This is a genomic window from Gemmobacter denitrificans (assembly GCF_036964905.1).
In the GTDB taxonomy this organism is placed as follows: domain Bacteria; phylum Pseudomonadota; class Alphaproteobacteria; order Rhodobacterales; family Rhodobacteraceae; genus Gemmobacter; species Gemmobacter denitrificans.
Map to the genome: position 1 here is coordinate 65,557 of NZ_JBALHR010000004.1, position 25,853 is coordinate 91,409.

General features: G+C 62.7%; 30 protein-coding genes. 16 read left to right on the forward strand and 14 right to left on the reverse strand.

Annotated features, from left to right (window positions below):
- Positions 1 to 21: 21 nt before the first annotated feature.
- The 5 genes from lysA to argH form a co-directional block, all read right to left on the reverse strand.
- The gene (lysA, locus tag V6590_RS08390; RefSeq protein ID WP_335421873.1) at positions 22 to 1,287 is read right to left on the reverse strand and encodes a diaminopimelate decarboxylase; all 1,266 of its coding nucleotides are present in this window, start codon (positions 1,285 to 1,287) and stop codon (positions 22 to 24) included.
- Positions 1,288 to 1,350: 63 nt separating this feature from the next.
- Positions 1,351 to 1,668 carry a DUF2834 domain-containing protein gene (locus V6590_RS08395; RefSeq protein ID WP_335421875.1) on the reverse strand — a complete coding sequence of 106 codons (318 nt, stop codon included), beginning with the start codon at positions 1,666 to 1,668 and terminating at the stop codon, positions 1,351 to 1,353.
- Positions 1,669 to 1,881 (reverse strand): hypothetical protein, encoded by a 213-nt coding sequence (locus V6590_RS08400; RefSeq protein WP_335421877.1) that lies wholly within the window; start codon positions 1,879 to 1,881, stop codon positions 1,669 to 1,671.
- Positions 1,878 to 2,012, reverse strand: coding sequence for a hypothetical protein (locus V6590_RS08405; RefSeq protein WP_335421879.1), 135 nt, complete (start codon positions 2,010 to 2,012; stop codon positions 1,878 to 1,880). Before V6590_RS08405 ends, V6590_RS08400 begins: the two co-directional genes overlap by 4 nt.
- A gap of 59 nt (positions 2,013 to 2,071) precedes the next feature.
- Positions 2,072 to 3,496 (reverse strand): argininosuccinate lyase, encoded by a 1,425-nt coding sequence (gene argH / locus V6590_RS08410; RefSeq protein ID WP_335421881.1) that lies wholly within the window; start codon positions 3,494 to 3,496, stop codon positions 2,072 to 2,074.
- Positions 3,497 to 3,524: 28 nt separating this feature from the next.
- Between argH and V6590_RS08415 the strand changes: the two genes are divergently transcribed.
- Positions 3,525 to 4,073, forward strand: a complete 549-nt coding sequence (locus V6590_RS08415; protein WP_335421883.1) for a TlpA family protein disulfide reductase — start codon at positions 3,525 to 3,527, stop codon at positions 4,071 to 4,073.
- Here the strand turns inward: V6590_RS08415 and V6590_RS08420 are convergent.
- Positions 4,070 to 4,639 (reverse strand): DNA-3-methyladenine glycosylase I, encoded by a 570-nt coding sequence (locus tag V6590_RS08420; RefSeq protein WP_335421885.1) that lies wholly within the window; start codon positions 4,637 to 4,639, stop codon positions 4,070 to 4,072. The two genes, V6590_RS08415 and V6590_RS08420, sit on opposite strands and share 4 nt — an antisense overlap.
- 108 nt (positions 4,640 to 4,747) lie before the next feature.
- On the opposite strand from V6590_RS08420, the gene V6590_RS08425 reads away from it, so the two are divergent.
- The 4 genes from V6590_RS08425 to yddG all read left to right on the forward strand — a co-directional run bounded on the left by V6590_RS08425 (position 4,748) and on the right by yddG (position 8,750).
- The gene (locus V6590_RS08425; RefSeq protein ID WP_335421886.1) at positions 4,748 to 5,578 is read left to right on the forward strand and encodes an EAL domain-containing protein; all 831 of its coding nucleotides are present in this window, start codon (positions 4,748 to 4,750) and stop codon (positions 5,576 to 5,578) included.
- 129 nt (positions 5,579 to 5,707) lie between these two features.
- A complete protein-coding gene (locus V6590_RS08430) occupies positions 5,708 to 6,880 on the forward strand; it encodes an acetyl-CoA C-acetyltransferase (RefSeq protein ID WP_335421888.1) in 1,173 nt (390 codons plus the stop codon).
- Between the two features lie 172 nt (positions 6,881 to 7,052).
- Positions 7,053 to 7,778 (forward strand): acetoacetyl-CoA reductase, encoded by a 726-nt coding sequence (phbB, locus tag V6590_RS08435; RefSeq protein ID WP_335421890.1) that lies wholly within the window; start codon positions 7,053 to 7,055, stop codon positions 7,776 to 7,778.
- 105 nt (positions 7,779 to 7,883) lie between these two features.
- Complete coding sequence (yddG, locus tag V6590_RS08440; protein WP_335421892.1) at positions 7,884 to 8,750, forward strand: aromatic amino acid exporter YddG; 867 nt, start codon at positions 7,884 to 7,886, stop codon at positions 8,748 to 8,750.
- Here the strand turns inward: yddG and V6590_RS08445 are convergent.
- From V6590_RS08445 to V6590_RS08455, 3 genes are all read right to left on the reverse strand, one after another.
- On the reverse strand, positions 8,741 to 8,908 hold the full coding sequence (locus V6590_RS08445; RefSeq protein ID WP_335421893.1) for a YdcH family protein: 168 nt from the start codon (positions 8,906 to 8,908) through the stop codon (positions 8,741 to 8,743). The genes yddG and V6590_RS08445 overlap by 10 nt on opposite strands.
- Before the next feature lie 98 nt (positions 8,909 to 9,006).
- Positions 9,007 to 9,765, reverse strand: coding sequence for a tRNA1(Val) (adenine(37)-N6)-methyltransferase (locus tag V6590_RS08450; RefSeq protein WP_335422503.1), 759 nt, complete (start codon positions 9,763 to 9,765; stop codon positions 9,007 to 9,009).
- Positions 9,765 to 9,980, reverse strand: a complete 216-nt coding sequence (locus V6590_RS08455) for a putative signal transducing protein (protein ID WP_335421894.1) — start codon at positions 9,978 to 9,980, stop codon at positions 9,765 to 9,767. The genes V6590_RS08450 and V6590_RS08455 overlap by 1 nt, the downstream gene beginning before the upstream one ends.
- Positions 9,981 to 10,034: 54 nt before the next feature.
- Here V6590_RS08455 and V6590_RS08460 point away from each other — a divergent pair, with 54 nt between their 5' ends.
- Positions 10,035 to 11,036 carry a polyprenyl synthetase family protein gene (locus V6590_RS08460; protein WP_335421896.1) on the forward strand — a complete coding sequence of 334 codons (1,002 nt, stop codon included), beginning with the start codon at positions 10,035 to 10,037 and terminating at the stop codon, positions 11,034 to 11,036.
- Here the strand turns inward: V6590_RS08460 and V6590_RS08465 are convergent.
- The 3 genes from V6590_RS08465 to V6590_RS08475 all read right to left on the reverse strand — a co-directional run bounded on the left by V6590_RS08465 (position 11,012) and on the right by V6590_RS08475 (position 15,359).
- A complete protein-coding gene (locus V6590_RS08465; protein ID WP_434063242.1) occupies positions 11,012 to 11,917 on the reverse strand; it encodes a 4-(cytidine 5'-diphospho)-2-C-methyl-D-erythritol kinase in 906 nt (301 codons plus the stop codon). The genes V6590_RS08460 and V6590_RS08465 overlap by 25 nt on opposite strands.
- Positions 11,895 to 13,610: a tetratricopeptide repeat protein gene (locus V6590_RS08470; protein ID WP_335421898.1), complete on the reverse strand. Its 1,716-nt coding sequence runs from the start codon at positions 13,608 to 13,610 to the stop codon at positions 11,895 to 11,897. The genes V6590_RS08465 and V6590_RS08470 overlap by 23 nt, the downstream gene beginning before the upstream one ends.
- Before the next feature lie 102 nt (positions 13,611 to 13,712).
- Positions 13,713 to 15,359 (reverse strand): electron transfer flavoprotein-ubiquinone oxidoreductase, encoded by a 1,647-nt coding sequence (locus V6590_RS08475; RefSeq protein ID WP_335421900.1) that lies wholly within the window; start codon positions 15,357 to 15,359, stop codon positions 13,713 to 13,715.
- A 294-nt stretch (positions 15,360 to 15,653) separates the two neighbouring features.
- On the opposite strand from V6590_RS08475, the gene greA reads away from it, so the two are divergent.
- Genes greA through V6590_RS08490 form a run of 3 tightly spaced genes read left to right on the forward strand, consistent with a single transcriptional unit; the run spans position 15,654 to position 18,682 of the window.
- The gene (gene greA / locus V6590_RS08480) at positions 15,654 to 16,124 is read left to right on the forward strand and encodes a transcription elongation factor GreA (RefSeq protein WP_335421902.1); all 471 of its coding nucleotides are present in this window, start codon (positions 15,654 to 15,656) and stop codon (positions 16,122 to 16,124) included.
- 16 nt (positions 16,125 to 16,140) lie between these two features.
- A complete protein-coding gene (locus V6590_RS08485; protein ID WP_335421904.1) occupies positions 16,141 to 17,115 on the forward strand; it encodes a hypothetical protein in 975 nt (324 codons plus the stop codon).
- Positions 17,116 to 17,173: 58 nt separating this feature from the next.
- Complete coding sequence (locus V6590_RS08490) at positions 17,174 to 18,682, forward strand: malonate--CoA ligase (RefSeq protein ID WP_335421906.1); 1,509 nt, start codon at positions 17,174 to 17,176, stop codon at positions 18,680 to 18,682.
- A 107-nt stretch (positions 18,683 to 18,789) separates the two neighbouring features.
- Here V6590_RS08490 and V6590_RS08495 read toward each other — a convergent pair whose 3' ends face one another.
- Positions 18,790 to 19,158 (reverse strand): ArsR/SmtB family transcription factor, encoded by a 369-nt coding sequence (locus tag V6590_RS08495; RefSeq protein WP_335421908.1) that lies wholly within the window; start codon positions 19,156 to 19,158, stop codon positions 18,790 to 18,792.
- Between the two features lie 204 nt (positions 19,159 to 19,362).
- Between V6590_RS08495 and V6590_RS08500 the strand changes: the two genes are divergently transcribed.
- The 6 genes from V6590_RS08500 (at position 19,363) to V6590_RS08525 (ending at position 24,265) form a co-directional block, all read left to right on the forward strand.
- Positions 19,363 to 19,713 carry an AtpZ/AtpI family protein gene (locus tag V6590_RS08500; RefSeq protein ID WP_335421910.1) on the forward strand — a complete coding sequence of 117 codons (351 nt, stop codon included), beginning with the start codon at positions 19,363 to 19,365 and terminating at the stop codon, positions 19,711 to 19,713.
- Positions 19,710 to 20,480 (forward strand): F0F1 ATP synthase subunit A, encoded by a 771-nt coding sequence (locus tag V6590_RS08505; RefSeq protein ID WP_335422507.1) that lies wholly within the window; start codon positions 19,710 to 19,712, stop codon positions 20,478 to 20,480. Before V6590_RS08500 ends, V6590_RS08505 begins: the two co-directional genes overlap by 4 nt.
- A gap of 77 nt (positions 20,481 to 20,557) precedes the next feature.
- Positions 20,558 to 20,773: a F0F1 ATP synthase subunit C gene (locus V6590_RS08510; RefSeq protein ID WP_373289043.1), complete on the forward strand. Its 216-nt coding sequence runs from the start codon at positions 20,558 to 20,560 to the stop codon at positions 20,771 to 20,773.
- An 80-nt stretch (positions 20,774 to 20,853) separates the two neighbouring features.
- Positions 20,854 to 21,402, forward strand: coding sequence for a F0F1 ATP synthase subunit B' (locus tag V6590_RS08515; protein ID WP_335421915.1), 549 nt, complete (start codon positions 20,854 to 20,856; stop codon positions 21,400 to 21,402).
- Between the two features lie 4 nt (positions 21,403 to 21,406).
- Positions 21,407 to 21,964 (forward strand): F0F1 ATP synthase subunit B, encoded by a 558-nt coding sequence (locus V6590_RS08520; RefSeq protein ID WP_335421917.1) that lies wholly within the window; start codon positions 21,407 to 21,409, stop codon positions 21,962 to 21,964.
- A gap of 180 nt (positions 21,965 to 22,144) precedes the next feature.
- Positions 22,145 to 24,265: a Hint domain-containing protein gene (locus tag V6590_RS08525; RefSeq protein WP_335421919.1), complete on the forward strand. Its 2,121-nt coding sequence runs from the start codon at positions 22,145 to 22,147 to the stop codon at positions 24,263 to 24,265.
- 65 nt (positions 24,266 to 24,330) lie between these two features.
- Here the strand turns inward: V6590_RS08525 and V6590_RS08530 are convergent, their stop codons facing one another.
- Positions 24,331 to 25,086 carry a DUF1013 domain-containing protein gene (locus V6590_RS08530; RefSeq protein WP_335421921.1) on the reverse strand — a complete coding sequence of 252 codons (756 nt, stop codon included), beginning with the start codon at positions 25,084 to 25,086 and terminating at the stop codon, positions 24,331 to 24,333.
- A gap of 127 nt (positions 25,087 to 25,213) precedes the next feature.
- On the opposite strand from V6590_RS08530, the gene V6590_RS08535 reads away from it, so the two are divergent.
- Entirely contained in the window at positions 25,214 to 25,852 is a 639-nt protein-coding gene (locus tag V6590_RS08535; RefSeq protein WP_335421923.1) for a ribonuclease T2 family protein, read from the forward strand.
- Position 25,853 lies beyond the last annotated feature (1 nt).

The window sequence follows — 25,853 nt, forward strand, 5'->3', positions numbered from 1 at the left end:
ATCAGCCGTGCTGGCCGGGCGTTACAGCCATTCGGGTATGCTATCGCGCGCGATCATTTCGTCAAAGCTCGGTCTGCGACGGATGACAGCGAATTGATCCCCTTTCACCAGCACTTCGGGCACCAGGGGACGGGTATTGTATTCGCTGGCCATTACCGCACCATAGGCCCCGGCCGAGCGGAAGGCCACCAGATCATCATCCGCCATCAGCGGCAGGTCGCGGCCCTTGGCGAATGTGTCCCCGGTTTCGCAGACCGGGCCAACCACGTCATAGGCGCGGCTGGGGCTTGCAGGCGGCGGTTCGATCACCGGCACAATGTCATGATGTGCGTCATACATCGACGGTCGGACCAGATCGTTCATGGCGGCATCCAGGATCAGGAAATCGCGGCCTTCGCCGTTCTTCACATAAATCACCTTCGACACCAGCACGCCCGAATTGCCGGAAATCAGCCGCCCGGGTTCAATCTCGATCTCGCAGCCCAGATGGCCCAGGGTACGTTTGATCATCGCACCATAATCGGTGGGCAGGGGCGGGGCCTCATTCGACCGGGTATAGGGAATGCCCAGGCCCCCGCCCAGATCCAGCCGGGTGATCATATGCCCCTGTGCGCGCAGGGTTTCGGTCAGGTCGGCCACCTTGCGGAAGGCCTGTTCGAAGGGTTCAAGCTCGGTCAGCTGGCTGCCGATGTGCACGTCGATCCCCACGACCTTCAGTCCCGGCAGGCGGGCGATTTCGGCATAGACCTCGGCGGCGCGGGAAATCGGGATGCCGAACTTGTTCTCGCTTTTGCCGGTGGCAATCTTGGCATGGGTCTTTGCGTCCACATCTGGGTTCACCCGAACGGTGACCGGTGCGATGACCCCCATGGAAGCGGCGACTTCGGACAGCGCGCGCATCTCGGGTTCGCTTTCCAGATTGAACTGGCGGATGCCGCCCTCCAGCGCCAGCCGCATTTCTTCGCGTGTCTTGCCGACGCCGGAAAACACGATGCGATCCCCGGGCACCCCGGCGGCACGGGCGCGCAGGTATTCGCCGCCTGACACCACATCCATGCCTGCGCCCAGATCGCCCAGCAATTTCAGCACTGCCACATTCGACAGCGACTTGATGGCAAAGCAGACAAGGTTCGGCAGCGGGTTCAGCGCGTCTTTGAACAGGGTGTAATGGCGCGTCAGCGTGGCGGCTGAATAGCAATAGAAGGGCGTGCCCACCGCGGCCGCAATGTCGGACAGCGGTACTTCCTCGGCATGCAGGTGACCGTTGCGATAAAGGAAGTGATCCATGGGGCAAGCCTTTCGTCCGCGTTGCCTTGGGCTAGCGCAGATCAGGGGGCGGGCGCAATGCGGCTATCGCACCGGGGCAGCGCGCAGGAACAGATAAAGTGGCAGGCCGCAACTGACCCCGATGCAAAAGGTGGCGGGAATGGCGATCAGTGCGAGCCAGTTCCGCCGGACAAAGGTCTCCGCCAGCACCCAGACCGTCAGTGCGATGGCGGCAATGGTCAGATCCCATGTCAGCCCGGTGGTCGAGGCATTCACATACCAGGCGTCGATCAGGCCTGACAGGCCGGTGCCGGTTTCGCGCATATGGGTGGCAAACCAGTACATCGGATGCACGGCGCCCCAGACGGCAAGGGCAAGATAGATCATGCGCAGCAAAGGCATTCAGAACCCCATTCCGATACGGACCGGGCCGATCCGCGTTCCGATACGCCCGCCATGGGGCGATGCGGAAACCCGCACACCGCCCACTGTCGTTCCGACCGACGGCGTGACGGCGACGCCATGGGGCGTCGCATTCAAATCAACCCCCACCGCAGGATCGGACGGCGCGGCGCAGGCGGCCAGCAGCAGAAGTGCCAGCGCGGCGCGGATCATTTGATGACCACACCCACCCGGGCATCGCCGGAAATGGTCAGGCCGGATTTGGCTGCCGGTTTTTGCGGGGGGCCATCGGCACCGCAGGCGGCCAGCAGGGCAAACAGGGTCAGGGCAGGGATCAGGCGCATGTCAGTCCTCAAGAGATTGCGGCGGGGGCCGGTTCCGGTCCCCGCAAGGTCAGCCTGCCTCAGCCCAGCAGGGCCTTCCAGCGGCTGATCTGTGCCTTGACCTGAACCGGCGAAGTTCCGCCGTAAGACTGGCGCGAGTTTACAGAATTTTCCACGCCGAGAACCGAATATACACTCTGGTTTATGCCCGGATGCACGGAGTGCATTTCGCCCATGGTCAGTTCCGGCAGGTCGCAGCCCTTGCGTTCGGCCATGGCAACCAGCGTGCCGGTCACATGATGCGCTTCGCGGAAGGGCAGGCCCAGTTCACGCACCAGCCAATCGGCAAGATCGGTGGCGGTGGAAAAGCCGCTGGTGGCAGCGGCACGCAGGGTATCGACCTGCGCCTGCATGTCGCTGACCATGCCGGTCATCGCGGCCAGGCCCAGCATCAGCGTATCTGCCGCGTCAAAGACCTGTTCCTTGTCTTCCTGCATGTCCTTGGAATAGGTCAGCGGCAGGCCCTTCATCACAGTCAGCAGCGCGACCTGCGCCCCAAGGATGCGCCCGATCTTGGCCCGCAGCAGTTCGGCAGCATCAGGGTTCTTCTTCTGCGGCATGATCGAAGACCCGGTCGTCCATTTGTCGCTCAGCCGTACGAAACGGAACTGGGCGCTGGACCAGATCACCAGCTCTTCGGCAAAGCGCGACAGGTGCATGGCGCAGATGCTGGCTGCCGACAGGAATTCCAGCGCAAAATCCCGATCACTGACGGAATCGAGACTGTTGGCGGTGGGCCGGTCAAAGCCCAGCTCGGCCGCTGTCATGTGGCGGTCGATGGGGAAGCCGGTGCCGGCCAGCGCTGCCGCGCCCAAGGGGCATTCGTTCATGCGGCGGCGCGCATCTTCAAAGCGCGACCGGTCACGGGCCAGCATCTCGACATAGGCCATCATGTGATGGCCCCAGGTCACCGGCTGCGCGGTCTGCAGATGGGTGAAGCCCGGCATGATCCAGTCGGCCCCGGCCTCGGCCTGCACCACGAAGGCGCGCATCAGCGCGGTCAGCCCGGCAATCGCGGCATCGCATTGATCGCGTACCCAAAGCCGGAAATCCACCGCCACCTGATCATTGCGCGACCGGCCGGTATGCAGACGCTTGCCCGCCTCGCCGATGATCTGGGTCAGGCGGCTTTCCACGGCCATGTGGATGTCTTCCTGATCAACCCGGAATTCAAACGCGCCGGTCTCGATCTCTGACAAGACCGTGAGCAGGCCTTCCCGAATGGCTTCGGCATCGCTACTGCTCAGGATGCCCTGCGCTGCAAGCATTGCGGCATGGGCGCGAGAACCGGCAATATCCTGCGCATACAGCCGCTGGTCGAACCCGATGGAGGCATTGATCGCCTGCATGATGGCATCCGGCCCGCTGGCAAAGCGCCCGCCCCACATGGCATTTGCGGATGTGGGTGCCTGGGCGGTGCTGTGGGGGGTGTCGTCTGCGCTCATATCTGGGGCCTGCCTTGTTGGAGGGATCATGCTGCCAATCCGTGCCGCCGTTCTTTATACGGCCTTGATGTTCGGTGCAAACCCGGCTGCCGCCGATATCGCTGCCGCCGATGCCGCGCGGGCGGGCGACATGCAGAAGCTGGTCTTTACCGAAGCCAAGCCCCTGCCGGGGATCGGGCTTGTGGGCATGGATGATGCGCCCCGCAGCCTGGAGGAGTTTCGCGGCAAATGGGTGCTGTTGAATTTCTGGGCGACATGGTGCCCGCCCTGCCGCAAGGAAATGCCCGCATTGGGGGCACTGCAAAGCGCGCGGGGCGGTGACCGGTTCGAGGTGGTCACCGTGGCCACGGGCCGCAATGCAGTGCCTGCGATCACCGATTTCTTCACCGAGGCAGGGGTGACCCATCTGACCGCGCTGCGCGACCCGAAATCGGAACTGGCGCGCAACATGGCGGTCATGGGCCTGCCGGTGACCGTGATCCTGAACCCGGAAGGGCAGGAAGTCGGCCGCCTGATCGGCGATGCCGATTGGGCCGGGGCCGAGGCGATTGCGGTACTTGATGCGCTGATGCGTTAAACTGGTGTGGCCAACCCGGCATGGCAAGGGCAGGTAACCAGATGGTCATTCACCATTCCGGTCGCCTGCATGAAGGCATAGGTGATGGTTGGACCGCAGAACTTGAACCCTTCCACCTTCAGCGCCTTTGACATGGCGCGCGATTGCGGGGTTTCGGTCGGGACATCGGACTGCAAGGACAGCCGGGTCTGGATCGGGCGGCCTTCGACAAAGCGCCACAGGAAGGGGGCAAAACCTTCGCGCGCCTCGATCCGCAGGAAGGCGCGGGCGCCCGCAATCGTGCCCTCAATCTTGCCGCGATGGCGCACGATGCCCGGATCGACCAGCAGACGCAGCACGTCTGTCTCGCCCCATCCGGCGATGGTTTCGGGGTGAAAGCCTTCAAAAGCCGCGCGAAACGATTCGCGCTTGCGCAGAATGGTGATCCAGCTCAGCCCGGCCTGAAATCCTTCAAGGATCAGCTTTTCGAACAGGGCGCGCGGGTTGTATTCGGGGACCCCCCATTCGGTATCATGATACGCCACATACAGCGGATCGGTTCCGCACCAGCCGCAGCGTCCATCCATCCCGGGTTTCCTTTTCTAAAATTGGTAGCAAACACAATATTTCACATCTTGTTTACGGCTGTGACCGCAATCTGTCGACCGTGAGACATTGGAGAGGGCGCGGCCATGATGGCGGATCGGGGTCAAAGACGCGGCGGCGAGGTTGCCGGCAGCCCGCTTGCCTTCGTGATCTCCGAACAGGATCGCGAAACCATTGCCATGGTAGAGCATGCCCTGCGCGAAAAACGGGTGCGTCTTGCCTATCAGCCCGTGGTGCTGGGCACCGACCCGACCCGGGCGGCCTTTTACGAAGGCTTGATCCGGGTGCTGGATGAAACCGGCCGGGTGATTCCGGCGCGCGACTTCATGGGCGCGGTCGAGAATCAGGAAATCGGTCGGCTGATCGATTGCGCGGCGCTGGAGCTCGGTCTGCAGACCCTTGCGCGACATACCGACATCCGCTTGTCGATCAACATGTCGGCGCGATCCATCGGCTATCCGCGTTGGATGCGGGTGTTGAAAAAGGGGTTGCAGGTTTCGCCGACCATTGGTGAGCGCCTGATTCTGGAAATCACCGAAAGCTCGGCCATTCTGGTGCCGGAAATCGTCACCGCCTTCATGGATGATCTGCAGCGCGAAGGTATCGCATTTGCGCTGGATGATTTTGGCGCGGGCTATACTGCCTTCCGCTATTTCAAGGACTTCTTCTTCGACATCCTGAAGATCGACGGCCAGTTCATCCGCGGCATTGATCGCGACCCGGATAATCAGGTGCTGACACGGGCGCTGATGTCGATTGCACGCCAGTTTGAAATGTTCTGTGTGGCGGAATCTGTGGAAACCGCCGAAGAGGCGGCGTTCCTGCAATCCATCGGCATCGATTGCATGCAGGGATACCTGTTCGGTGCCCCGACCCTGCGCCCCGCCTTCATGCCCGAGCCGGAGCGCAAGCGGGCCTGACGGCGTTTCCATGCCGAAATGCCGCAGCGTTACGCAATTTTCTTGCGCCCGTCACAGTTCCTGCTTACCCATGCTGCAGAGCGGCGGAACGCTTCTTCGCCGCAGCGGCCAAGGGAGAGGACCAGAGCCATGACGAATGTCGTTATCGTTTCCGCGGGGCGCACCGCCGTGGGCAGTTTCAATGGGTCTTTCGCCAATACCCCCGCGCATGATCTTGGCGCTGCGGTGATCGAAGCCGTGGTGGCCCGTGCCGGCATCGACAAGGCCGAGGTCGCCGAAACCATTCTGGGCCAGGTGCTGACTGCCGGTCAGGGCCAGAACCCGGCCCGGCAGGCCCATATCAATGCCGGCCTGCCGAAAGAGGCTTCGGCCTGGTCGCTCAATCAGGTCTGCGGCTCGGGCCTGCGGGCCGTCGCGCTGGGCGCGCAGCATGTGCAACTGGGCGATGCCAATATCGTGGTCGCGGGCGGTCAGGAGAACATGTCGCTCTCGCCCCACGTCGCGCATCTGCGCGCCGGTCACAAGATGGGCGACATGAAGTTCATCGATTCGATGATCAAGGATGGTCTGTGGGACGCCTTCAACGGCTATCACATGGGCCAGACCGCCGAGAACGTGGCCGCCCAGTGGCAGATCAGCCGCGACATGCAGGATGAATTCGCGCTGGCCAGCCAGAACAAGGCCGAAGCGGCGCAGAAGGCTGGCAAGTTCGTCGAAGAAATCATCCCCTTCGTGATCAAGGGCCGCAAGGGCGATGTGACGGTGGATGCCGACGAATATATCCGCCACGGTGCGACGCTGGACAGCATGGCCAAGCTGAAGCCTGCCTTCACCAAGGATGGTTCGGTCACGGCAGCCAATGCCAGCGGCATCAATGACGGGGCCGCCGCTGTTCTGCTGATGTCAGAGGCCGAGGCCGCAAAGCGCGGGCTCAAGGTGCTGGCCCGGATTGCCTCTTACGCCACTGCCGGGCTTGACCCGTCGATCATGGGCGTGGGCCCGATCCATGCCAGCCGCAAGGCGCTGGACAAGGCGGGCTGGAAGGTTGGCGATCTGGATCTGGTAGAAGCAAACGAGGCTTTCGCCGCGCAGGCCTGCGCCGTGAACAAGGATATGGGCTGGGATCCGGCCATCGTGAACGTGAATGGCGGTGCCATTGCCATCGGCCATCCGATCGGCGCTTCGGGCTGCCGTGTCCTGAATACCCTGCTGTTCGAAATGCAGCGCCGCGACGCCAAGAAGGGCCTTGCCACGCTTTGCATCGGTGGCGGCATGGGTGTTGCCATGTGTCTCGAACGCTGATACTCGCTCATTGCGTGTATTTCAGGGCGCGCCATGCTTGGCGCGCCCTTTTTGTTTCAATGGTGCTTTCGGCGTAATTTTGCTGCGAATGCAAAAAAACTTTCGCAACAATGTTGCGGCTGCGTCATTCATTCGATAGCAAGATTTCAAGCAGACGTTTCAAGGAGGAATCATGTCGAAAGTTGCACTGGTCACCGGCGGTTCGCGGGGTATTGGCGCCGCGATTTCCATCGCACTGAAGAATGCGGGCTACACGGTGGCCGCGAACTATGCCGGCAATGACGAGGCCGCTGCCAAATTCACCGCCGAAACGGGCATCAAGACCTACAAGTGGTCGGTCGCTGATTATGACGCCTGCGCTGCCGGGATCGCCCAGGTCGAGGCCGATCTCGGGCCTGTTGCCGTGCTGGTGAACAATGCGGGCATCACCCGTGACGCCATGTTCCACAAGATGACCCCGGGCCAGTGGAAAGAGGTGATCGACACCAACCTGACCGGCCTGTTCAACATGACCCACCCGCTGTGGTCGGGGATGCGGGATCGCAAGTTCGGCCGGATTGTCAATATTTCGTCGATCAATGGCCAGAAGGGCCAGGCCGGTCAGGCCAACTATTCGGCGGCCAAGTCGGGCGATCTGGGCTTTACCAAAGCTCTGGCGCAGGAAGGTGCCCGCGCCGGGATCACCGTCAACGCCATCTGCCCGGGCTATATCGGCACCGAAATGGTCCGTGCCATCGACGAAAAGGTGCTGAACGAGCGCATCATCCCGCAGATCCCGGTTGGCCGTCTGGGTGAGCCCGAGGAAATCGCGCGCTGCGTGGTCTTCCTGGCCTCTGATGAGGCAGGCTTCATCACCGGATCGACGATCAGCGCCAATGGTGGCCAGTTCTTCGTCTGAACCTGTTCGGGAATGTCGCAAAAGGCCCGCCCTTGGCGGGCCTTTCTGCTTGCGGGGGCCAGGGGCAGCGGGCAGGTATTCAGGGCAGAGGAGACCAGACCAGACATGACCCGCAGTCGCGCCACCTTCATCGGTTTTTCCGCCATTCTGATGTGGGCATTGCTGGCCCTGCTGACCATCGGATCGGCGCCGGTGCCGCCCTTCCTGCTGAACACGGTCTGTTTTGCCATGGGCGGGGGGATTGGCCTGGTCTGGACATGGGCGACGGGGCAGGGGGCGGCGCTGCGCAAGGTACCGTTGAAGGTCTATACCTTTGGCACACTTGGCCTGTTTGGCTATCATTTCCTGTATTTTACGGCCTTCCGCCTTTCGCCATCGGCAGAAACCGGGCTGATCGCCTATCTTTGGCCGCTGTTCATAGTGCTTTTGTCCGGTCTGCTGCCGGGCGAAAAGCTGACCTTGCCACATATCCTTGGCGCACTGATCGCCTTTGCCGGTGCCGGGCTGATCGTGTTGGGGCGTGAGGGGGGCGAAAGCAACCTGACGGGCATGCTGCTGGCCTTTGGCTGCGCCATCACCTGGGCGGTCTATTCGGTCGCCTCGCGTTTTCTGGGGCAGGTGCCCACGGCGGCCGTTGCGGTCTATTGCCTTGCCACGGCAGCCCTGTCGTTCCTTGCCCATCTGGCGTTGGAACAAACTGTCTGGCCCGCCACGCCGCTGGGTTGGGCTGCCACGCTGGCGCTTGGTCTGGGTCCGGTGGGGATTGCCTTCTTCACCTGGGATGTGGGCATGAAAAAAGGCGACATCCAGTTGCTTGGTGTCGCCTCCTATGCTGCGCCGCTCCTCTCCACGCTGGCGCTGGTGGTTGCCGGGATCGCGCCCCCTTCGCTGCTCCTCCTTCTCGCGGCGGTTCTGATCGCCGGGGGGGCAGCGCTGGCCGCTAGGGCCAGCGCAAAGCAGCGTCAGGCGTGAGACAGCCTTTCGATCTCTTCCTTGATCTTCAATTTCTGCTTTTTCAGCGCGGCAATCTCCAGATCGCTGCTGCCGGGCGCGCGCTGCGCCTTTTCAACCTTGTCCGAGAGGGTTTCGTGCTTCTTCTTCAGTTCGGCGATATGCGAAGCGACGGTCATCCAATCCTCCTGTGAGTTGTTCGACACTCTGATTGCAGCACGGATTTGCCCGTCTGTCATCAAAATGTCATCGCTGCGTCGCCGCAATCACGCGTATTTCAGCCGAAGAATTGCGACAAATCGGCGCCTTCCCGCAAAACCGCATTTGCGACTTGCGTATAGCTTTCGCGATCGCCACCATGCGTCTCACCGTCATGCAGCACCAAGGGTGCCAGCAAACGGAAGGCTGAGCGCCCACCTTTGCGGGCGCGGAGAATCACCCGCTTGGCGGCGCGCCCTTCCCGGGCGGACAATGGCAGCACCATAGCCGATCCGAGTTTACCTAATCCTGACAGAAGTTCGGGCAAGGCATCGGCACCTGTGATCATGGTCAGCCAACCACCCGGACGCAGCCGACGCCCTGCTGTCAGCACCCATTCGGCCAGCGGCACCTCATCGACCTGCATCGCTGTGGCACGGGTTGCGACGGGCGATGGCGTGCCCCCAGGCGGGTAATAGGGCGGGTTGCAGATCACATGATCGAAATCGCGGCGCAGCACCTGGGGCATCTTGCGCAGATCCCCTTCGACAACTTCCAGTGCAATGCCATTCCGGGCGGCGTTGCGTCGGGCCAGATCGGCGTAACCGGCCTGCAATTCCAACCCCGACAGGGCCAGACCCTTCACCCGCCAGCCCAGACAGAGCGCCGCCGCCCCTGCGCCACAACCAAGATCCAGAACGCTTTCGCCCGTCAGGGCGGGGCAGGCCGCAGCCAGCAGCACCGGATCGGTGGCCGCCCGGTAGCCCCGTGCAGGTTGCCACAGCCGCAACCTGCCGCACAGAAACTTGTCGTCTGTCAGATCGGCGTCGTCAAAGATCACTGGCCCAGATCCACGCCATTGTCGCGCAGGATGGCCGTTGCGACAAAGTGATCCCGATCTGCCACCATCATCCGCTGCGGCAGAATGCCAAGGCTGCCATAGAGATGGCTCGTGTGGACGTCCAGCATAAAGACCGCTATACCCTCGCCCTCAAGAAGGACGGTGGCGAAGGCGATCACAGTGGGGTCGGTGCTGCGCAAAACTTCCTTCATGACACAGGAATGTCGGCAATCGCAGCGGTTGTCGAGACGCGAAACGGGGGTCACATGGGTCTGGATGAAGCCGCGCAGAAACCGCATGACCGCCTGAGCGCATGGCTGGCCGCCGATATGGAGGCTGTGAACCTGCTGATCCGCGAACGGATGGCATCGGAACATGCGCCGCGCATTCCGCAGGTGACCGCCCATCTGGTGGAAGCGGGGGGCAAGCGGCTGCGCCCGCTGTTGACTTTGGCCGCTGCCCGGCTTTGTGGCTATGAAGGGCCCTATCACATCCATCTGGCGGCAACGGTCGAGTTCATCCATACCGCCACGCTGCTGCATGATGATGTAGTGGACGAAAGCACCCAGCGGCGCGGGCGTCCGACGGCAAATCTGTTGTGGGACAACAAATCCTCGGTTCTGGTTGGCGATTATCTGTTTGCGCGCAGCTTTCAGTTGATGACCGAACCGGGTTCGATGCGGGTCATGCGCATCCTGTCCAATGCCAGCGCCACCATCGCCGAAGGCGAGGTGCTGCAACTGACCGCCGCGCAGGATCTGGCGACGACCGAAGCCATTTATCTGCAGGTGGTGCGTGGCAAGACCGCAGCACTGTTTTCCGCCGCGACCGAGGTGGGCGGTGTGATTGCCGGGGTGGATGAGGCGCAGGTGCAGGCGCTGTTCACCTATGGCGATGCGCTTGGCATTGCCTTCCAGATTGTCGATGACCTGCTGGATTACGGCGGCACAAGCGCGGTGATCGGCAAGAATGTCGGGGACGATTTCCGCGAACGCAAGCTGACCCTGCCGGTCATCAAGGCCGTGGCGCTGGCCAACGCGGAAGAGCGCGCCTTCTGGGAGCGTACCATCGCGCGTGGCAAGCAGGACGATGGCGATCTGGAACAGGCCATGGCGATCATGGCCCGACATGGGGCCATGGCGGCGGCACGGGCCGATGCGCTGGACTGGGCGGCCCGCGCCAAGGCGGCGCTTTCTGCGCTTCCTGACCATCCGATCCGCGACATGCTGGCCGATCTGGCCGATTATGTGGTGGCCCGCATCAACTGACCCATATCGGCGCGACCGGGATAGATCATCCCGGCGGCGATCCACCATTCGGGATGCTCGGCGGCCAGTACATCGGCCGCGTCCAGCGCGGCATCTTCAGACGCAAACAAGGCAAAGCAGGTGGCGCCCGAACCTGACATCCGGGCGATCAGGCTGCCCGTCTGGGTGGCCAATGCCGCGATGACCCCGTCGATCTGCGGAGCGATGGCGCGGGCCGGGCCTTCCAGATCATTGCGCTGTTCGGCAAGAAAGGCGGCCAGTGCCTCGGCGGAACCCCAGTGCGGCAAGGCATCGGGCAGGGCCGGATTGTCCTTCACCGCCAGGGCCTTGAAAACAGCGGGGGTTGGCACCTCGACCCCGGGATTGGCCAGAACGACCCAAGTATCGGGCAGGGGGGGCAGCCAGTCCAGAGTTTCACCGATCCCGCGCATGCGGCAGGGATGCGAGGCAAGGCAAACCGGAACATCTGCCCCAAGCCCAAGGATACGCGCGCCCAGATCGGGATCGGGGGCCATCATCTGGCCCGCCATGGCCCGCAGACGCAAGACGGCGCGGATCGCTGCTGCTGCATCGGCAGATCCGCCACCGATGCCGCTGGCCGGTGGCAGGCGCTTGGTCAGGTGAAGTGATACGCCCTGATCTGCCACCAGCCGGGCAGCGCGCAGGACCAGATTGTCATCTCCCCCGGGCACCTGTGCCGCAAAGGGGCCATCCACCGTCAGGGCAAAGCCCTGTGCGGGTGTCGCCCTGATGCCATCACCGATCCCGGCAAAGACCACCAGGCTGTCCAGCAGATGATAGCCATCTGACCGTTGGCCTGTCACATGCAGGCACAGGTTGATCTTGGCATGGGCGAATTCAGTTATTGTCTGCGGCAGCATTCTTCACGGCTTCCAGCGAGGGGGCGCCTTCGGCGGCCAACACGGCGTCCAGACCGACCTCCAGCTTGCGCCGGATCCGTTCGGCCTCTTTTTCCTCGGGCGAGAAAGACAGCGCACGGCGCCACTGGAACCGCGCCTCCAGTTTGCGCCCGACGGCCCAATAGACATCGCCCAGGTGGTCTGTCACCACCGGATCGACAGGTTCGAGCATCGAGGCCCGCTCCATCGGTGCCACGGCATCGTCATAGCGACCCAGACGGAAATAGGCCCAGGCCAAACTGTCGGTGATCGCGCCGCTGTCCGGTTCAAGGGCGACGGCGCGCTGGATCATCTCCAGCGCTTCATCGAGGTTCTTGTTCAACTCCAGAAAATTGTATCCCAGATAATTGAGCACCTGTGGCTGATCGGGGCTGAGTTCCAGTGCCTTGCGCATGTCCGCTTCGGCCTGTTCATGGCGTTTCTGACGCTCGTGGCAGATGCCCCGGCTGAAAAAGATCGGCCAGTCCTGCACCTGCGGCGTTCCGATCAGGGCGATGGCGGCATCATAGGCGCGGGTGGCATCTTCGAACCGTTCCTGACGGCGCAGGGCATCGCCATAGCTGCGCTGCACGATGAACAGGCCGGGATAGGCCTTGGACAAGGCCTGCATCACCTCGATGGCCGCATCGGGCTTGCCGCTGTCGGCCAGCGTATCGGCACGTCCGATCTCGGCCATATAGAATTCGGGCGCAGTGGGCGGGATCACCGCATAGGTTTCGACTGCCAGGTCATGCTGGCCCTGGGCATTCAGCAAGCCACCCGCCATCAATGCCGCTTCGACATGGTCCGGCCGCAGGAACAGCGCGGCCCGGGCATGCACGAGCGTATAGCTGTCATCGGCCTGCCCGTTCAGCACGGTGGCGAGGGTGTAAAGCACCTCGGCCACGCCTTGCTGCGGCGTGGTCACCACATCCCAGGGCAACATCTCGCCCGATTCCAGTCGACTGCGCAGCGCGTCCAGCCCGGCATCCGCGCCCTTGGGATAGGTCTTGTCCAGCAGGGCCAGCGCCTCAGGCCCGCGCTCCAGCTGGCTCAGCACCTGCAGATGGGCCAGAACGGCGCGGCGCAGCGTCAGCAGCCCGGCATTGGCCGGATCGGCGAAAATCCTGTCTGCCCCTTCGAAATCGCCAACCGACGCCAGTGCGAGGGCCTTGTGATAGGCCCCAAAGATCGCTTCCGGTGCCTTGGCCCCGGCGATCTTGTCCAGGGCGGCCAGCGCATCGGACATGCGGCCATCACCCGCCTCGGCCCAAGCCCCCACCAGATTGTCCAGCAATTGCGCCACGCTGCGCCCGTCAGCGCGGGCCTTGATCATGGCGGCAAATTCGCCTTTGGCCGCTTCGGCTGTCATTTCGGCCAGCGCGGCCATCTGGTTGCGTTCGCCTAGGGCTGCCAGTTTGCCTGCCAGCACCTGCGCCCGGTCAAACCGCCCAAGCGCCATTTCCGACCGCATTGCCCCGTCCAGCAATTGCAGATTGTCGGGATCGGCGCGCAGGGCGCGGGCATGCCAATCGGCGGCAGCAGCAAAATCGGCCTCGATCGCAGCTGTCCGCGCGGCCAGATAGGCACCGGCATCCGCCGTCTCTTCGGCCCTGACCGGCACTGTCGCCAAAAGGGCAAGAGCAAGGGCGATGGCGGTCTGGGTCAGGCGCATGGGGTCCTCCGGCTGATGGGCCAAGCCTAGTGCGGCCATGGGCCATAAGCAATGCGGGGCGGCCAGAAGGTCGCCCCGCAGCAGCGCAAACTCGCGCAGAGTTTACATGTTGGGGTAGTTCGGCCCGTCGCCCCCCTGCGGTGTGGTCCAGTTGATGTTCTGGCTCGGGTCCTTGATGTCGCAGGTCTTGCAATGCACGCAGTTCTGGAAATTGATGCGGAACGTGGCATCCTTGCCTTCGCCCAGCACCTCATAGACCCCGGCGGGGCAATAGCGCTGCGCCGGTTCGTCATACTCGGGCAGGTTCACGCGGATCGGCACGCCAGCATCTTTCAGCTTCAGGTGTGCGGGCTGGTTTTCGTCATGGTTGGTGAACGAAAACGCCACGTTGGTCAGCCGGTCGAAGGACAGTTTGCCATCGGGCTTGGGATAGTCGATCTTCTTGAAATCCTTGGCCTTGCCAGTGGCCGCCGCATCGGATTTGCCATGGCGGAGCGTGCCCAGAACCGTCATGCCGAAGGTATTGGCCCACATATCGACCCCGCCTGCCATCAGGCTGGCCACCAGACCATATTTCGACCACAGCGGTTTGACATTGCGAACCTTCTTCAGATCCTTGCCGATTGCGCCGCCGCGTACATCGCCTTCATAGGCCGACAATTCGTCGCCCTCGCGGCCCGCCTTGATGGCATCGAACGCGGCTTCCGCCGCAGCCTTGCCCGACAGCATGGCATTGTGGTTGCCCTTGATGCGCGGCACATTCACCAGCCCGGCCGAACAGCCCAGCAGTGCCACGCCCGGCGCGACCATCTTGGGGATCGACTGCCAGCCGCCCTCAGAAATCGCGCGGGCACCATAAGCCACGCGCTTGCCGCCCTTCAGCAGTTCGGCCACCATCGGATGATGCTTGAACCGCTGGAATTCCATATAGGGGTACAGGTGGGGGTTTTCGTAGTTCAGGTGCACCACGAAGCCGACATAGACCTGATTGTTTTCCAGATGATAGATGAAGCTGCCGCCGCCCGCATTGCTGCCCAGCGGCCAGCCCATCGTATGGGTGACGGTGCCTTCGCGGTGCTTGGCCGGGTCGATCTCCCAGATTTCCTTCATGCCGAGGCCGAATTTTTGCGGGCAATGGCCTTTCGACAAGTCGTATTTTGCGATGACTTCCTTGGCGAGACTGCCGCGCACGCCTTCGGACAGGAAGACATATTTGCCGCGCAGTTCCATCCCGGGTTCGTAATTCGGGCCGGGTTCGCCGGTTTCGGGATCGCGTCCGAATTCGCCAGCCACCACGCCTGCAACCCGGTTACCGTCATAGACCAATTGGCTGGCCGACATGCCGGGGAAGATTTCGACGCCCAGACCTTCGGCCACACCCGCCATCCAGCGGCAGACATTCGCCATCGAGACGATGTAATTGCCGTGATTGTTCATCAGGGGCGGCATCGGCCAGTTGGGGATGCGGATCTGTCCGGCAGGGCCCAGAAGGTAGAAATTGTCTTCCTTCACCTCGGTCTTGATCGGGGCACCCATGCTGCGCCAGTCGGGCAGCAGGGCATCCAGCCCCGAAGGATCCAGCACTGCGCCCGACAGGATATGGGCGCCGACTTCGGAACCCTTTTCTAGCACCACAACACCCAGATCGGGATCAAGCTGCTTCAGCCGGATGGCCGCCGAAAGGCCCGCAGGCCCCGCGCCGACGATCACGACATCATAATCCATGCTCTCGCGCTCGATCCCGCTCATCCCTGTTTCTCCCTTGGCTGCCGGGCGCACCCCGCGCGCCGATTGCTCGTGCAAAATCCGCATTTGTCTGCCCCAAGGGAAGCAGCGCGTCAATCGTGACGCAACATCAAAACGCCGCATTGCGGCGCGCGGGAAATTTTCTTTCGGGCCGGGTGACGCTTCCGTGCAGCGATCTGCCGTTTCCATGCGGTGCCCCCCTTGCATTTGTCAGGGCTCTGGGGTCAGGTGAAGGGAATGCATGACAAGTCATGGCCCTGTCCGGGGCCGTGACTTTGCTTTTTGGTGAGAAGGCCGATGGAAAAGATTCCGATGACCCAGGCGGGGTTCGCCGCGCTGGAGGATGAACTGAAGATGCTGAAATCGGTGGAGCGTCCGGCGATCATCCGGGCCATTGCCGAGGCGCGGGAACTGGGCGATCTGTCGGAAAACGCCGAATACCATTCCGCCCGCGAAAAGCAGAGCTTCATCGAAGGCCGCATCAAGGAGCTGGAAAGCATCATCTCGCTGGCCGAGGTGATTGACACCACCCGCCTGTCAGGGGCCATCAAGTTCGGTGCCACGGTCACGCTGGTGGACGAGGATACCGAGGAAGAAAAGACCTACAAGATCGTGGGCGAGGTCGAGGCCGATCTCGAACGCGGCATGCTGAACATCAAATCCCCGCTGGCGCGCGCCCTGATCGGCAAGGAAGAAGGCGACAGTGTCGAGGTGAATACGCCGGGCGGGCAGCGCAGCTACGAAGTGCTCAGCATCCGTTTCGTCTGAACCGGGAGCGACGACAATGACCGAACCGCTTGATCCGGGCGCGACCAGAAGCCGGTTTTCGGCCTCCGAAGCCGTGGCCGCCGCGCTCAGCCTGATCTGGCTGGTGGCGGTGGGGGCCTATATGCTCACGGCACCCGAGGGCAGCGGTGCCCTGGGGCTGGTCATGACACTGATGATGGTCTTTCTGCCCATTGCGCTGATCTGGGTCACCGTCACCACGCTGCGGTCGGTGCAGGAGTTGCGGGCCGAGGCGACACGGCTGCAATCTTCGGTCGAGGCGATGCGTGCGGCCTATGTCCAGCAGGGCGTGCAGCCTTCGGTGGAAATGAAGCTGAACGAGATCGAACGGGCCACCAAATCGGCGGAAACCGTGCTGGCGACGTTTACTTCGCGCCGGGATGCCTCGCTCAGCCAGCCTTCGGCAGATCGCAAGGCGGCGCTGGCCGCGCCCGCCAAGCCCGCAGTCACCGAAGACCAACCTGCGTTGGCGCTTGGCACGCCTGCCGAAGATTTGCGCGCGCCGCTGTCGGTGGCCGATTTCATCCGTGCCCTGCAATTTCCCGAAAGCGCCGAAGATCGCGACGGGTTCCGCGCGTTGCGCATGGCGTTGGAAGATCGTGCCGTGGCAAAGTTGATCCGCGCCGCGCAGGATGTGCTGACCCTGCTGAGCCAGGAGGGCATCTACATGGATGACCTGAAGCCCGAACGCGCCCGGCCCGAACTGTGGCGCAGTTTTGCCCATGGGGAACGCGGCCGGGGGATTTCGGGGTTGGGCGGGATTCGTGATCGGTCGTCGCTGGCGCTGACGGCGGGACGGATGCGCGAAGATCCGATCTTCCGCGATGCCGCACATCATTTCCTGCGCACCTTCGACAAGACCTTCGCCGAATTCGAAAAGAATGCCAGCGATGCAGAGCTGATCGATCTGGCCGATACCCGCACCGCCCGCGCCTTCATGCTGGTGGGTCGCGTGACCGGCGTGTTCGACTGACTTGAGCCGCGCCGGGCGGCATGGCAGGAAGGCGCCATGACCGCCCGGAGGATGGCCCATGCCCAATGTCCTGTTTGACGCGCTGTTCGCGCCGCTTGCCTGCCGCGAAGATGCCTTCCTCATCCTGCCCGATGGCAGCGAAATCACCGGGGCGGCCTTTCTGGCCACCGTCTCCCGGCAGGCCCATGCCTTGCGCGCGGCGGGGCTGGGGGCGGGGGACCGCATCGCCGTGCAGATTGCCAAATCGCCCGAGGCGCTTGCGGTCTACGGCGCGGCCATCGCGCTTGGGGCCATCTTTCTGCCGCTCAACACCGCCTATACCGCCGAAGAGATTGACTATTTCCTCGGCAATGCGACGCCGAAGGTCTTTCTGTGCGATGCCGCGAAACGGGAAACCCTCGCGCCTGTGGCAGCGCGCCATGGGGCCAATGTGTTGACATTGAATGCCGATGGCACCGGCAGTCTGAGCGAGGCCGCGACCGGCCTACCCGACAGCATTACCCCGGCGGATTGCGGGCCGGATGATCTGGCGGCTTTCCTGTACACATCCGGCACCACCGGCCGGTCAAAAGGCGCGATGCTGACCCATCGGAACCTTTTGTCGAATGCCGAAGTTCTGGTCGATCTGTGGCAGTTCACATCCGATGACGTGCTGCTGCATGCCCTGCCGATCTTTCACACCCATGGCCTGTTCGTGGCGTCAAACATCAGCCTGCTGACTGGCGGAAGGATGATCTTCCTGCCCGGCTTCGATCTGGAGCAGGTGCTGCGCCTGATGCCGCGCGCCACAAGCATGATGGGGGTGCCCACCTTCTACACCCGTCTGTTGGAGGATGCCCGCTTCACCCGCGATCTGGCCGCGCATATGCGGCTGTTCATCTCCGGTTCAGCCCCGCTGCTGTCCGAAACCCATCACCAGTTCGAGGCCCGCACCGGCCACCGCATTCTGGAACGCTATGGGATGACCGAAACCAACATGAATACCTCCAACCCCTATGCGGGCGAGCGGCGCGCGGGCACGGTCGGGTTTCCCTTGCCGGGGGTGGAGCTGCGCGTCATGGCCGATGGGGCGGAGGTCGCGCCGGGCGAGGTCGGTGTGATCGAAGTGCGCGGGCCCAATGTCTTCAAGGGCTATTGGCAGATGCCGGAAAAGACCCGCGAGGAATTGCGCGAGGACGGCTGGTTCATCACCGGCGATCTGGGGATGATCGATCCCGATGGCTATGTGGTGATCGTGGGGCGGGCCAAGGATCTGGTGATCTCGGGCGGCTTCAACATCTACCCGAAAGAGGTGGAACTGTTGCTGGACGAAGCGCCCGGCGTGCTGGAAAGCGCGGTGATCGGGCTGCCCCATCCGGATTTCGGCGAAGCGGTCTTTGCCGTTCTGGTCGCGCAGAAAGGGGCGGCGCTGGATGCGGGGCCCGCGTTGGAGGCGATCCGCGACCGGCTGGCCCGGTTCAAGCAGCCCAAGGCGGCGGTGGTGGTCGAGGCGCTGCCGCGCAACACGATGGGCAAGGTGCAAAAGAACCTGCTGCGCGACCAGTATCGCGATTGGTTCAAGACCTGAAACGGGGAGCCGCCCTTCTCGGGCCCCGCTGGGGCCTTCGTCGGGCGGCATTGCCATGGACTGCGTCGCGGGCGGTCCGGGCGCCCCGTCGCAAAGGCAGGCGTCGGTCAATCGCCGGATTGAGGGGCTGAATATGTCTCTGGGGCTTCGCGCAATTCGGTTTCGAGAAACCGCTCTAGCGCATCCAGATCGACCGGATCGAACTGCCCGAACCCCTGCATCCAGACCGAGGCAGGTTTCAGCGCATCGGGTTCCAGCTTGCACCAGATCACCCGGCCCCGACGTTCGCGGCTGATAAGCCCGGCCTCGGCCAGCACCTGCAGGTGTTTGGAAATCGCTGCCAGGGACATCTGGAAGGGTTCGGCCACATCTGTAACCGCCATGTCATCCTCCAGAAGCATGGCAAGGATGGCCCGGCGCGTGGGATCGGCCAGGGCGGCAAAGATCGGGGAAAGCCGGTCAGGATCGCGGGACATGCCGCAGCATTGGCGGGGCCTGCGGGGATCGTCAACCGAAAGGTTGAATGTGGCGGCGGGTGCCGCATGGGCCGGAAATGCCGCACAGGGCGTCAGGGAAATTTGGAAATATGTTTTATATCATATCCTTGGCTTCATCCGTTCGTCTTGACTCGGCGCGTGCTGCTGCGTAGGTTCCGCCCAACTGTTCAGGGGGCGTAAACCATGGCCAATGAACCCGACCCGGACCGGCTGCGTGCGCTTGAGGCGAAGCTGGCAGGGAAGAAGGGGGCAAAGGTCGAGCCCGCTGGTACAGGCAAGGATTTTTCGCAGGCCGAAGTCGCCTGGCGGATGGTACTGGAGCTGACCTCGGGCATCATGATCGGGGGAAGCATCGGTTACGGGCTGGATTATCTGGCCGGTACGAAACCCATCCTGCTGATCGTCTTTATCCTGTTTGGCTTCGCGGCCGGCATCCGCACTGTCATCGGGACCGCCCGTGACATGCAGGAACGCCAGATGCGGGCCGCAAGCGCGCAGACAAAGGCGGATGGCTCCGCCGGAACCGAAGGATAACAGACGTGGCCGAGACCGGTTTTGCCATTCACCCGATGGACCAGTTCATCGTGAAGCGGTTCTTCTGCGATGCCGCCCATGCGGATTGCACCACCGATATCAAATGGTACGAAATCACCAACGTCACCGTCTGGATGGCTGCGGCTGTCGTGGTCATCATCGCGCTGATGGTGTTCGGGTCGCGCGGTCGGGCCATGATCCCCTCGCGGATCCAGTCGGTCGGCGAAATGATCTATGGCTTCATCTACAAGATGGTCGAAGATGTGGCGGGCCATGACGGGGTGAAATACTTCCCCTTCGTGATGACCTTGTTTCTCTTCGTGCTGTTCTCGAACCTGCTGGGCCTGATCCCGATGAGCTTCACTACCACGAGCCATGTGGCCGTGACCGTGACGCTGGCAGGTATCGTGTTCCTGTTCGTGACGCTGCTGGGGCTGGCCCGCAAGGGTCTTGGTTTCCTCGCCATGTTCTGGGTGTCTTCTGCCCCGCTGCCGCTGCGCCCGGTTCTGGCCGTGATCGAAGTGATTTCCTACTTCGTGCGCCCGGTCAGCCACTCCATCCGTCTTGCGGGCAACCTGATGGCGGGCCACGCCGTTATGAAGGTGTTCGCGGGCTTTGCCTCGATGGCCGTGATCTCGCCTGTCGCGATCGGTGCTGTGACGGCCATCTATGGTCTGGAACTGCTGGTGGCAGTGGTTCAGGCCTATGTGTTCACCATTCTGACCTGCGTCTATCTGAAGGACGCGGTGGGCGATGCCCACCACTAAGGTCTGAACCCCAAACCCCAAATTCCGAATTCCAAAGGAGACGAACAATGGAAGCTGAAGTCGCACAACTCGCGCTCATGGGCAAATACATCGGCGCCGGTCTGGCTGCCATCGGTCTGGGCGGCGCCGGTATCGGCGTGGGCAACATCGCCGGCAACTTCCTGGCTGGTGCCCTGCGCAATCCGTCGGCTGCTCCGTCGCAGACCGCTAACCTCTTCGTCGGCATCGCCTTCGCCGAAGCTCTGGGCATCTTCTCGTTCCTGATCGCCCTGCTGCTGATGTTCGCCGTCTGATCCTGACGCGTCTGATCTTCTTCGGCCGGGCGGGCCTTGCGCCTACCCGGCCAAGTGTTTGACGAAGGTAAGGAAACGACATGGCGACCGAAGCGCATGACGCGGCAGCGGGTGCAGCAGGCCACGGGGCCGCAGCATCTGGCGGTATGCCGCAGCTCGACATCTCGACCTGGTCCAACCAGATTTTCTGGTTGGTGGTCGCGCTTGTCGTGATCTTTCTCGTGCTGTGGCGCGTGGCCCTTCCCCGGATAGGGGCAGTTCTGGCCGAACGCACTGGCACCATCACCAACGACCTTGCTGCGGCTGAAGAGCTGAAGCAAAAGGCGGTTGCCGCCGAGAAGGCCTATAACGAGGCGCTGGTGAAAGCCCGCGCCGATGCGGCCCGGATCGTGGCAGAGGCAAAGGCCGAGATCCAGGCGGATCTGGACCGCGCAATCAGCCAGGCAGATGCCGAGATTGCCGAAAAGACGGCAGGGTCGGAAGCCCGTATCGCCGAAATCCGTGCCGGTGCGCTGGATGCCGTCACCGAAGTGGCCAAAGATACTGCCAAGGAACTGGTTGCAGCGCTTGGCGGCAAGGCCGACGCACGCAGCGTGACTGCGGCGGTCAACGCCCGGCTGAAAGGCTAAGCCCATGCAAAAGCTGATCCTGATTGCCCTGACCCTTGCGGCAAGCCCGGCCTTTGCGGCGGATGGTCCTTTCCTGTCGCTGCGCAATACCAACCTGATCGTGTTGCTGGCCTTTATCCTGTTCGTCATGATCCTGCTCTGGGTGAAAGTGCCCGGCAAGATCGGCGCGATGCTGGATGCCCGCGCGGCCCAGATCAAGGCGGAACTGGAAGAGGCCCGCGCCCTGCGCGAAGAGGCCAAGACCATTCTTGCCTCGTATGAGCGCAAGCAGAAGGAAGTGGCGGAACAAGCTGCGCAGATCGTTTCGGCTGCCAAGCTTGAAGCGGAAACTGCTGCAGCCCAGGCCAAGCTGGACCTGAAAACCTCGATCGCGCGCCGTCTGGCTGCTGCGGAAGAGCGGATCGCCTCGGCCGAAGCCGGTGCCATTCGTCAGGTGCGGGAACGTGCCGTGGATGTGGCGGTTGCTGCAGCGGCGGATGTTCTGGCCAAGCAATCCTCGGCCGAAACTGCGGCAGCGTCGATTGATGCGGCCATTGCCGAAGTGGGCGCCAAGCTGCACTGACTGCAGCATTTCAAGACAGACCAAGGCCCCGGATCGCAAGGTCCGGGGCCTTGGTCATTGGGGGTGCCGCAGTTGCCCCGGCTTTGTCAGATATGACCTAATTTCGCCACATTTGCGCCTTAATCGCCATCATGAGGCAGATCGCACCGGGGCAAACTCCGGGCAGAGCAGGCAAGTCAGGTGGCAAATTTTTACGGTGGATCAGGGAATGACACCCTGAACGGAACAGGTTCAGCCGATTCGCTGTTTGGCGGGGCGGGCAATGATCGGCTGCTGGGCAATGGCGGCAACGACACGCTGATTGGCGGAGTTGGTTCCGATTACCTGTCGGGTGGCAGCGGCACCGATCTGGCCGATTACAGCACGTCGGCAGCTGGCGTGACGGTCAACCTTGCCACCGGGGGCGGAACTGGCGGCGATGCAGCGGGCGATACCCTGACCGGCATCGAATATGTCACCGGTTCAGGCTTTGCCGATACGCTGATCGGCAACACCTTGAATAACCTGCTGACGGGGGGCGCGGGCGACGATTTTCTGGACGGCGGTTCAGGCACGGATTCACTCTATGGCGGCGATGGCAATGACAGCCTGCGCGGCGGGTCTGGTGCGGACATTCTGTCAGGCGGTGCCGGGATCGACACTGCCGACTATTCTACCTCGACCTCGGGCATCAATGCTTCGCTGCAAAGCGGCGCAGGCAGTTCGGGTGACGCCAGTGGCGATAGCTATTCAGGGATCGAAAATCTCGCAGGGGGGAGCGGGGCCGATACCCTGACAGGTGACGCCAATAACAACTACCTCTGGGGGGGCGGTGGTTCCGATCAGCTGTTCGGCGGCTTGGGGGACGATACGCTGGCGGGCGGCACCGGGGCCGACACGCTTTATGGCGGCGAGGATATGGACTTCCTCGACTACAGCGCCTCTGGGACCGGGGTATCCATTGATCTGTCCACCGGTAGTGCCTCGGGTGGGGATGCCACGGGTGACCGGTTTGCCGGGATGGACGGGGTCATCGGGTCGGGTTTCAATGACACGCTGATCGGCTTTGATTGGCAGGGCACATCAGGCGACATTTACACCAACGTCTTTTACGGGGCGGCGGGCAGTGACTACATCGATGCGCGCGGCTCCAATGACAGTGTTTATGGCGGCGATGACAATGACACGGTGCTGGGGGGGGATGGAGAAGATTTCGTCTCTGGCGATGCGGGCAACGATCAGGCCTATGGCGGGGCTGGAAACGATACGGTCGCCGGGGGCAGCGGGGACGATCTGGTCGATGGCGGGCAGGGTAATGACAGCCTGACCGGCGACGATGGCCGCGACACGCTTTATGGCGGCGATGGCAATGACCAACTGACCGGCGGCGACGGCAATGACCAGTTGTTTGGCGGCCTGGGCAATGACGTGCTTGATGCCGGAAATGGCAACGACAGCCTTTATGGCGGCGACGGCAACGATGTGTTGTTTGGCGGTGCCGGCAACGATTTCCTGCAGGGCGGCGTCGGAAACGATACGATCTATGCAGGCTTGGGCGATACCATCGACGGCAGCGAGAATGGCGATGATATCGACGTTCTCGATCTGACCGGGCTGGGCCCCAAGAAGATCATCCGCGATCCGTTGAACCCCGAAAACGGTATTGTCCAGTTTCTGGACATCTGGGGCAATGTTACCGGCACACTTACCTTCTCAAACATTGAACAGATCATCGCCTGTTTCACGCCTGGGACGCAGATCGTCACGGATCGGGGCGAAGTGGCGGTGGAGCGGCTGGTTGCGGGGGACCGGGTGCAAACCCGAGACAACGGGCTGCAGACCATTCGCTGGGTCGGGCGCAAGCGGCTGGGGATCGGGGAGTTGCTGGCCGATCCCTCGCTGTTGCCGGTCCGCATCCGTCAGGGGGCACTTGGTGCCGGATTGCCCGAACGGGACATGCTGGTCTCGCGCCAGCACCGGATGCTGGTCACGGGCGCGCGGGCAGAACTGATGTTCGGCACTGATGAAGTTCTGGTGCGTGCCGCACATCTGGTGGGCCTGCCGGGGATCGAGATTGCCGCCGAGGTGAAGGAGGTGACCTATCTTCACATCCTGTTCGACCGGCATGAAATCGTGCTGGGCGACGGGGCATGGAGCGAAAGCTTCCAGCCCGGTGATCGCAGTCTGAAAGGCATGGATGATCCGTCGCGGGACGAAGTGCTGAAACTGTTCCCAGAACTGGCAGGGCAGGGGGGCGCCCGATTTACCGCAGCCCGATTGACCCTGAAGGCCCATGAGGCGCGGGTGCTGATGCGCGCCTGACGACGCGGAAACCCCTGTGCTGCAAAGCAAAACCCCGGCGCGAGGCCGGGGTTTCGGGGACGGGATCAGTTGTCCTCGTCATCCTCGTCGTCGTCATCGCCATGCGGCAGGTTGAAGAAGCTGTCGGCATCCGAATAATCTGCCGGGCTAGACTTTTCTTCCTCGTCGCGGCGGGTAAAGGCCTCCAGACCGGCAAGGGCACCGGGCACACGGGCCTCGTCGGCATCCATGCCCAGCGACTGTTCGGTCGAAACCAGCTTGCGGCGTTCGTCATCGCTCATCACGCCACCTTCGGCGGCTCTCTTGCGGGCGGCGGCCTGAACTGCGGTATCCAGCTCCGACTGGCGGCACAGGCCAAGCGCCACCGGGTCGATGGGGGCGATGTTCTGGATGTTCCAATGCGTGCGTTCACGGATCGATGCGATGGTGGGTTTGGTGGTGCCGACCAGCTTGCCAATGGCCCCATCCGACAGTTCCGGGTGGAACTTCACCAGCCACAGGATCGCCGCCGGACGGTCTTGCCGCTTGGACAGCGGGGTGTAACGCGGGCCACGGCGCTTTTCCTCGCCCACGGCGGCGGCATTGAACTTCAGCTTCAGCCGATACAGCGGGTCTTTCTGACCGCGTTCGATTTCGATCGCGTCCAGCTGGTTGTTGGCGATCGGGTCAAAACCCTTGACGCCGGTGGCCACATCGCCATCGGCGATGCCCTGCACCTCAAGCTCGTGCATGCCGCAGAAATCGGCAATCTGCCGGAAGCTCAGCGTCGTATTGTCCACCAGCCACACGGCGGTCGCTTTGGACATCAGCGGTTTCGACATGCGGATCTCTCCTTTACAAACCTCTCCCGTGCCGGGAAAACGGCTGCAACCTTCCGGCTGCGATTTCCACGTTTTCGGGGAATTCAGCCGTTCGTATAATGCGGTTTTGCAGCCGGGGAAAGAGAAAATGCATGCAATTGTTGGTGTCGCCCTGGCCATGATGATCGGCGGGCCTGCCTGTGCCGAGGGCGAGAGGGCGGGGGATTTCGATTACTATGTCATGGCGCTCAGCTGGTCGCCCAATTGGTGCGCGCTGGAGGGGGACGGGCGTGGTGCGCCGGAATGTGCGCCGGGTGCCGATCTGGCCTTCACGCTGCATGGGCTCTGGCCACAACATGAGGATGGCTGGCCCAGCTATTGCCGCACCACGCAGCGGGATCCGTCGCGCGGCGAATCCGAGGCGATGGAGGATATCATGGGGTCATCCGGGTTGGCCTGGTATCAATGGAAGAAGCATGGCCGCTGCAGCGGATTGTCGGCGCGCGACTATTACGGGACCATGCGGCGGGCCTTTGGGGCGGTGCGCATTCCGGCTGTGTTTCCCCAGATCAACAAGCGGCTGAAGGTTCCGGCCGAGGTGGTGGAAGGCGCGTTTCTTGAGGCAAATCCGGGGCTGAAACCCGACCAGATCACTGTCACCTGCCTTGACGGCATGATCCAGGAGGTGCGCCTGTGCCTGACCAAGGATTTGGCACCGCGCCGTTGCGGGGCGGATGTGATCCGTGACTGCCGGATGAAGGATGCAGTCCTGAATCCGCTGCGCTGAA

What these genes read in the sequence shown, in the direction of transcription:
- V6590_RS08400 (WP_335421877.1), bottom strand. Translation starts at nt 1,881, where the DNA reads ATGATCCGCGCCGCGCTGGCACTTCTGCTGCTGGCCGCCTGCGCCGCG.
- V6590_RS08485 (WP_335421904.1), top strand. Translation starts at nt 16,141, where the DNA reads ATGACCGAACCGCTTGATCCGGGCGCGACCAGAAGCCGGTTTTCGGCC.
- V6590_RS08490 (WP_335421906.1), top strand. Translation starts at nt 17,174, where the DNA reads ATGCCCAATGTCCTGTTTGACGCGCTGTTCGCGCCGCTTGCCTGCCGC.
- yddG (WP_335421892.1), top strand. Translation starts at nt 7,884, where the DNA reads ATGACCCGCAGTCGCGCCACCTTCATCGGTTTTTCCGCCATTCTGATG.
- V6590_RS08500 (WP_335421910.1), top strand. Translation starts at nt 19,363, where the DNA reads ATGGCCAATGAACCCGACCCGGACCGGCTGCGTGCGCTTGAGGCGAAG.
- argH (WP_335421881.1), bottom strand. Translation starts at nt 3,496, where the DNA reads ATGAGCGCAGACGACACCCCCCACAGCACCGCCCAGGCACCCACATCC.
- V6590_RS08515 (WP_335421915.1), top strand. Translation starts at nt 20,854, where the DNA reads ATGGCGACCGAAGCGCATGACGCGGCAGCGGGTGCAGCAGGCCACGGG.
- V6590_RS08445 (WP_335421893.1), bottom strand. Translation starts at nt 8,908, where the DNA reads ATGACCGTCGCTTCGCATATCGCCGAACTGAAGAAGAAGCACGAAACC.
- lysA (WP_335421873.1), bottom strand. Translation starts at nt 1,287, where the DNA reads ATGGATCACTTCCTTTATCGCAACGGTCACCTGCATGCCGAGGAAGTA.
- V6590_RS08460 (WP_335421896.1), top strand. Translation starts at nt 10,035, where the DNA reads ATGGGTCTGGATGAAGCCGCGCAGAAACCGCATGACCGCCTGAGCGCA.
- V6590_RS08405 (WP_335421879.1), bottom strand. Translation starts at nt 2,012, where the DNA reads ATGCGCCTGATCCCTGCCCTGACCCTGTTTGCCCTGCTGGCCGCCTGC.
- V6590_RS08420 (WP_335421885.1), bottom strand. Translation starts at nt 4,639, where the DNA reads ATGGATGGACGCTGCGGCTGGTGCGGAACCGATCCGCTGTATGTGGCG.
- V6590_RS08495 (WP_335421908.1), bottom strand. Translation starts at nt 19,158, where the DNA reads ATGTCCCGCGATCCTGACCGGCTTTCCCCGATCTTTGCCGCCCTGGCC.
- V6590_RS08510 (WP_373289043.1), top strand. Translation starts at nt 20,558, where the DNA reads ATGGGCAAATACATCGGCGCCGGTCTGGCTGCCATCGGTCTGGGCGGC.
- V6590_RS08535 (WP_335421923.1), top strand. Translation starts at nt 25,214, where the DNA reads ATGCATGCAATTGTTGGTGTCGCCCTGGCCATGATGATCGGCGGGCCT.
- V6590_RS08395 (WP_335421875.1), bottom strand. Translation starts at nt 1,668, where the DNA reads ATGCCTTTGCTGCGCATGATCTATCTTGCCCTTGCCGTCTGGGGCGCC.
- V6590_RS08425 (WP_335421886.1), top strand. Translation starts at nt 4,748, where the DNA reads ATGGCGGATCGGGGTCAAAGACGCGGCGGCGAGGTTGCCGGCAGCCCG.
- V6590_RS08530 (WP_335421921.1), bottom strand. Translation starts at nt 25,086, where the DNA reads ATGTCGAAACCGCTGATGTCCAAAGCGACCGCCGTGTGGCTGGTGGAC.
- V6590_RS08415 (WP_335421883.1), top strand. Translation starts at nt 3,525, where the DNA reads ATGCTGCCAATCCGTGCCGCCGTTCTTTATACGGCCTTGATGTTCGGT.
- V6590_RS08455 (WP_335421894.1), bottom strand. Translation starts at nt 9,980, where the DNA reads ATGAAGGAAGTTTTGCGCAGCACCGACCCCACTGTGATCGCCTTCGCC.
- V6590_RS08520 (WP_335421917.1), top strand. Translation starts at nt 21,407, where the DNA reads ATGCAAAAGCTGATCCTGATTGCCCTGACCCTTGCGGCAAGCCCGGCC.
- greA (WP_335421902.1), top strand. Translation starts at nt 15,654, where the DNA reads ATGGAAAAGATTCCGATGACCCAGGCGGGGTTCGCCGCGCTGGAGGAT.
- V6590_RS08465 (WP_434063242.1), bottom strand. Translation starts at nt 11,917, where the DNA reads ATGCTGCCGCAGACAATAACTGAATTCGCCCATGCCAAGATCAACCTG.
- V6590_RS08470 (WP_335421898.1), bottom strand. Translation starts at nt 13,610, where the DNA reads ATGCGCCTGACCCAGACCGCCATCGCCCTTGCTCTTGCCCTTTTGGCG.
- V6590_RS08430 (WP_335421888.1), top strand. Translation starts at nt 5,708, where the DNA reads ATGACGAATGTCGTTATCGTTTCCGCGGGGCGCACCGCCGTGGGCAGT.
- phbB (WP_335421890.1), top strand. Translation starts at nt 7,053, where the DNA reads ATGTCGAAAGTTGCACTGGTCACCGGCGGTTCGCGGGGTATTGGCGCC.
- V6590_RS08475 (WP_335421900.1), bottom strand. Translation starts at nt 15,359, where the DNA reads ATGAGCGGGATCGAGCGCGAGAGCATGGATTATGATGTCGTGATCGTC.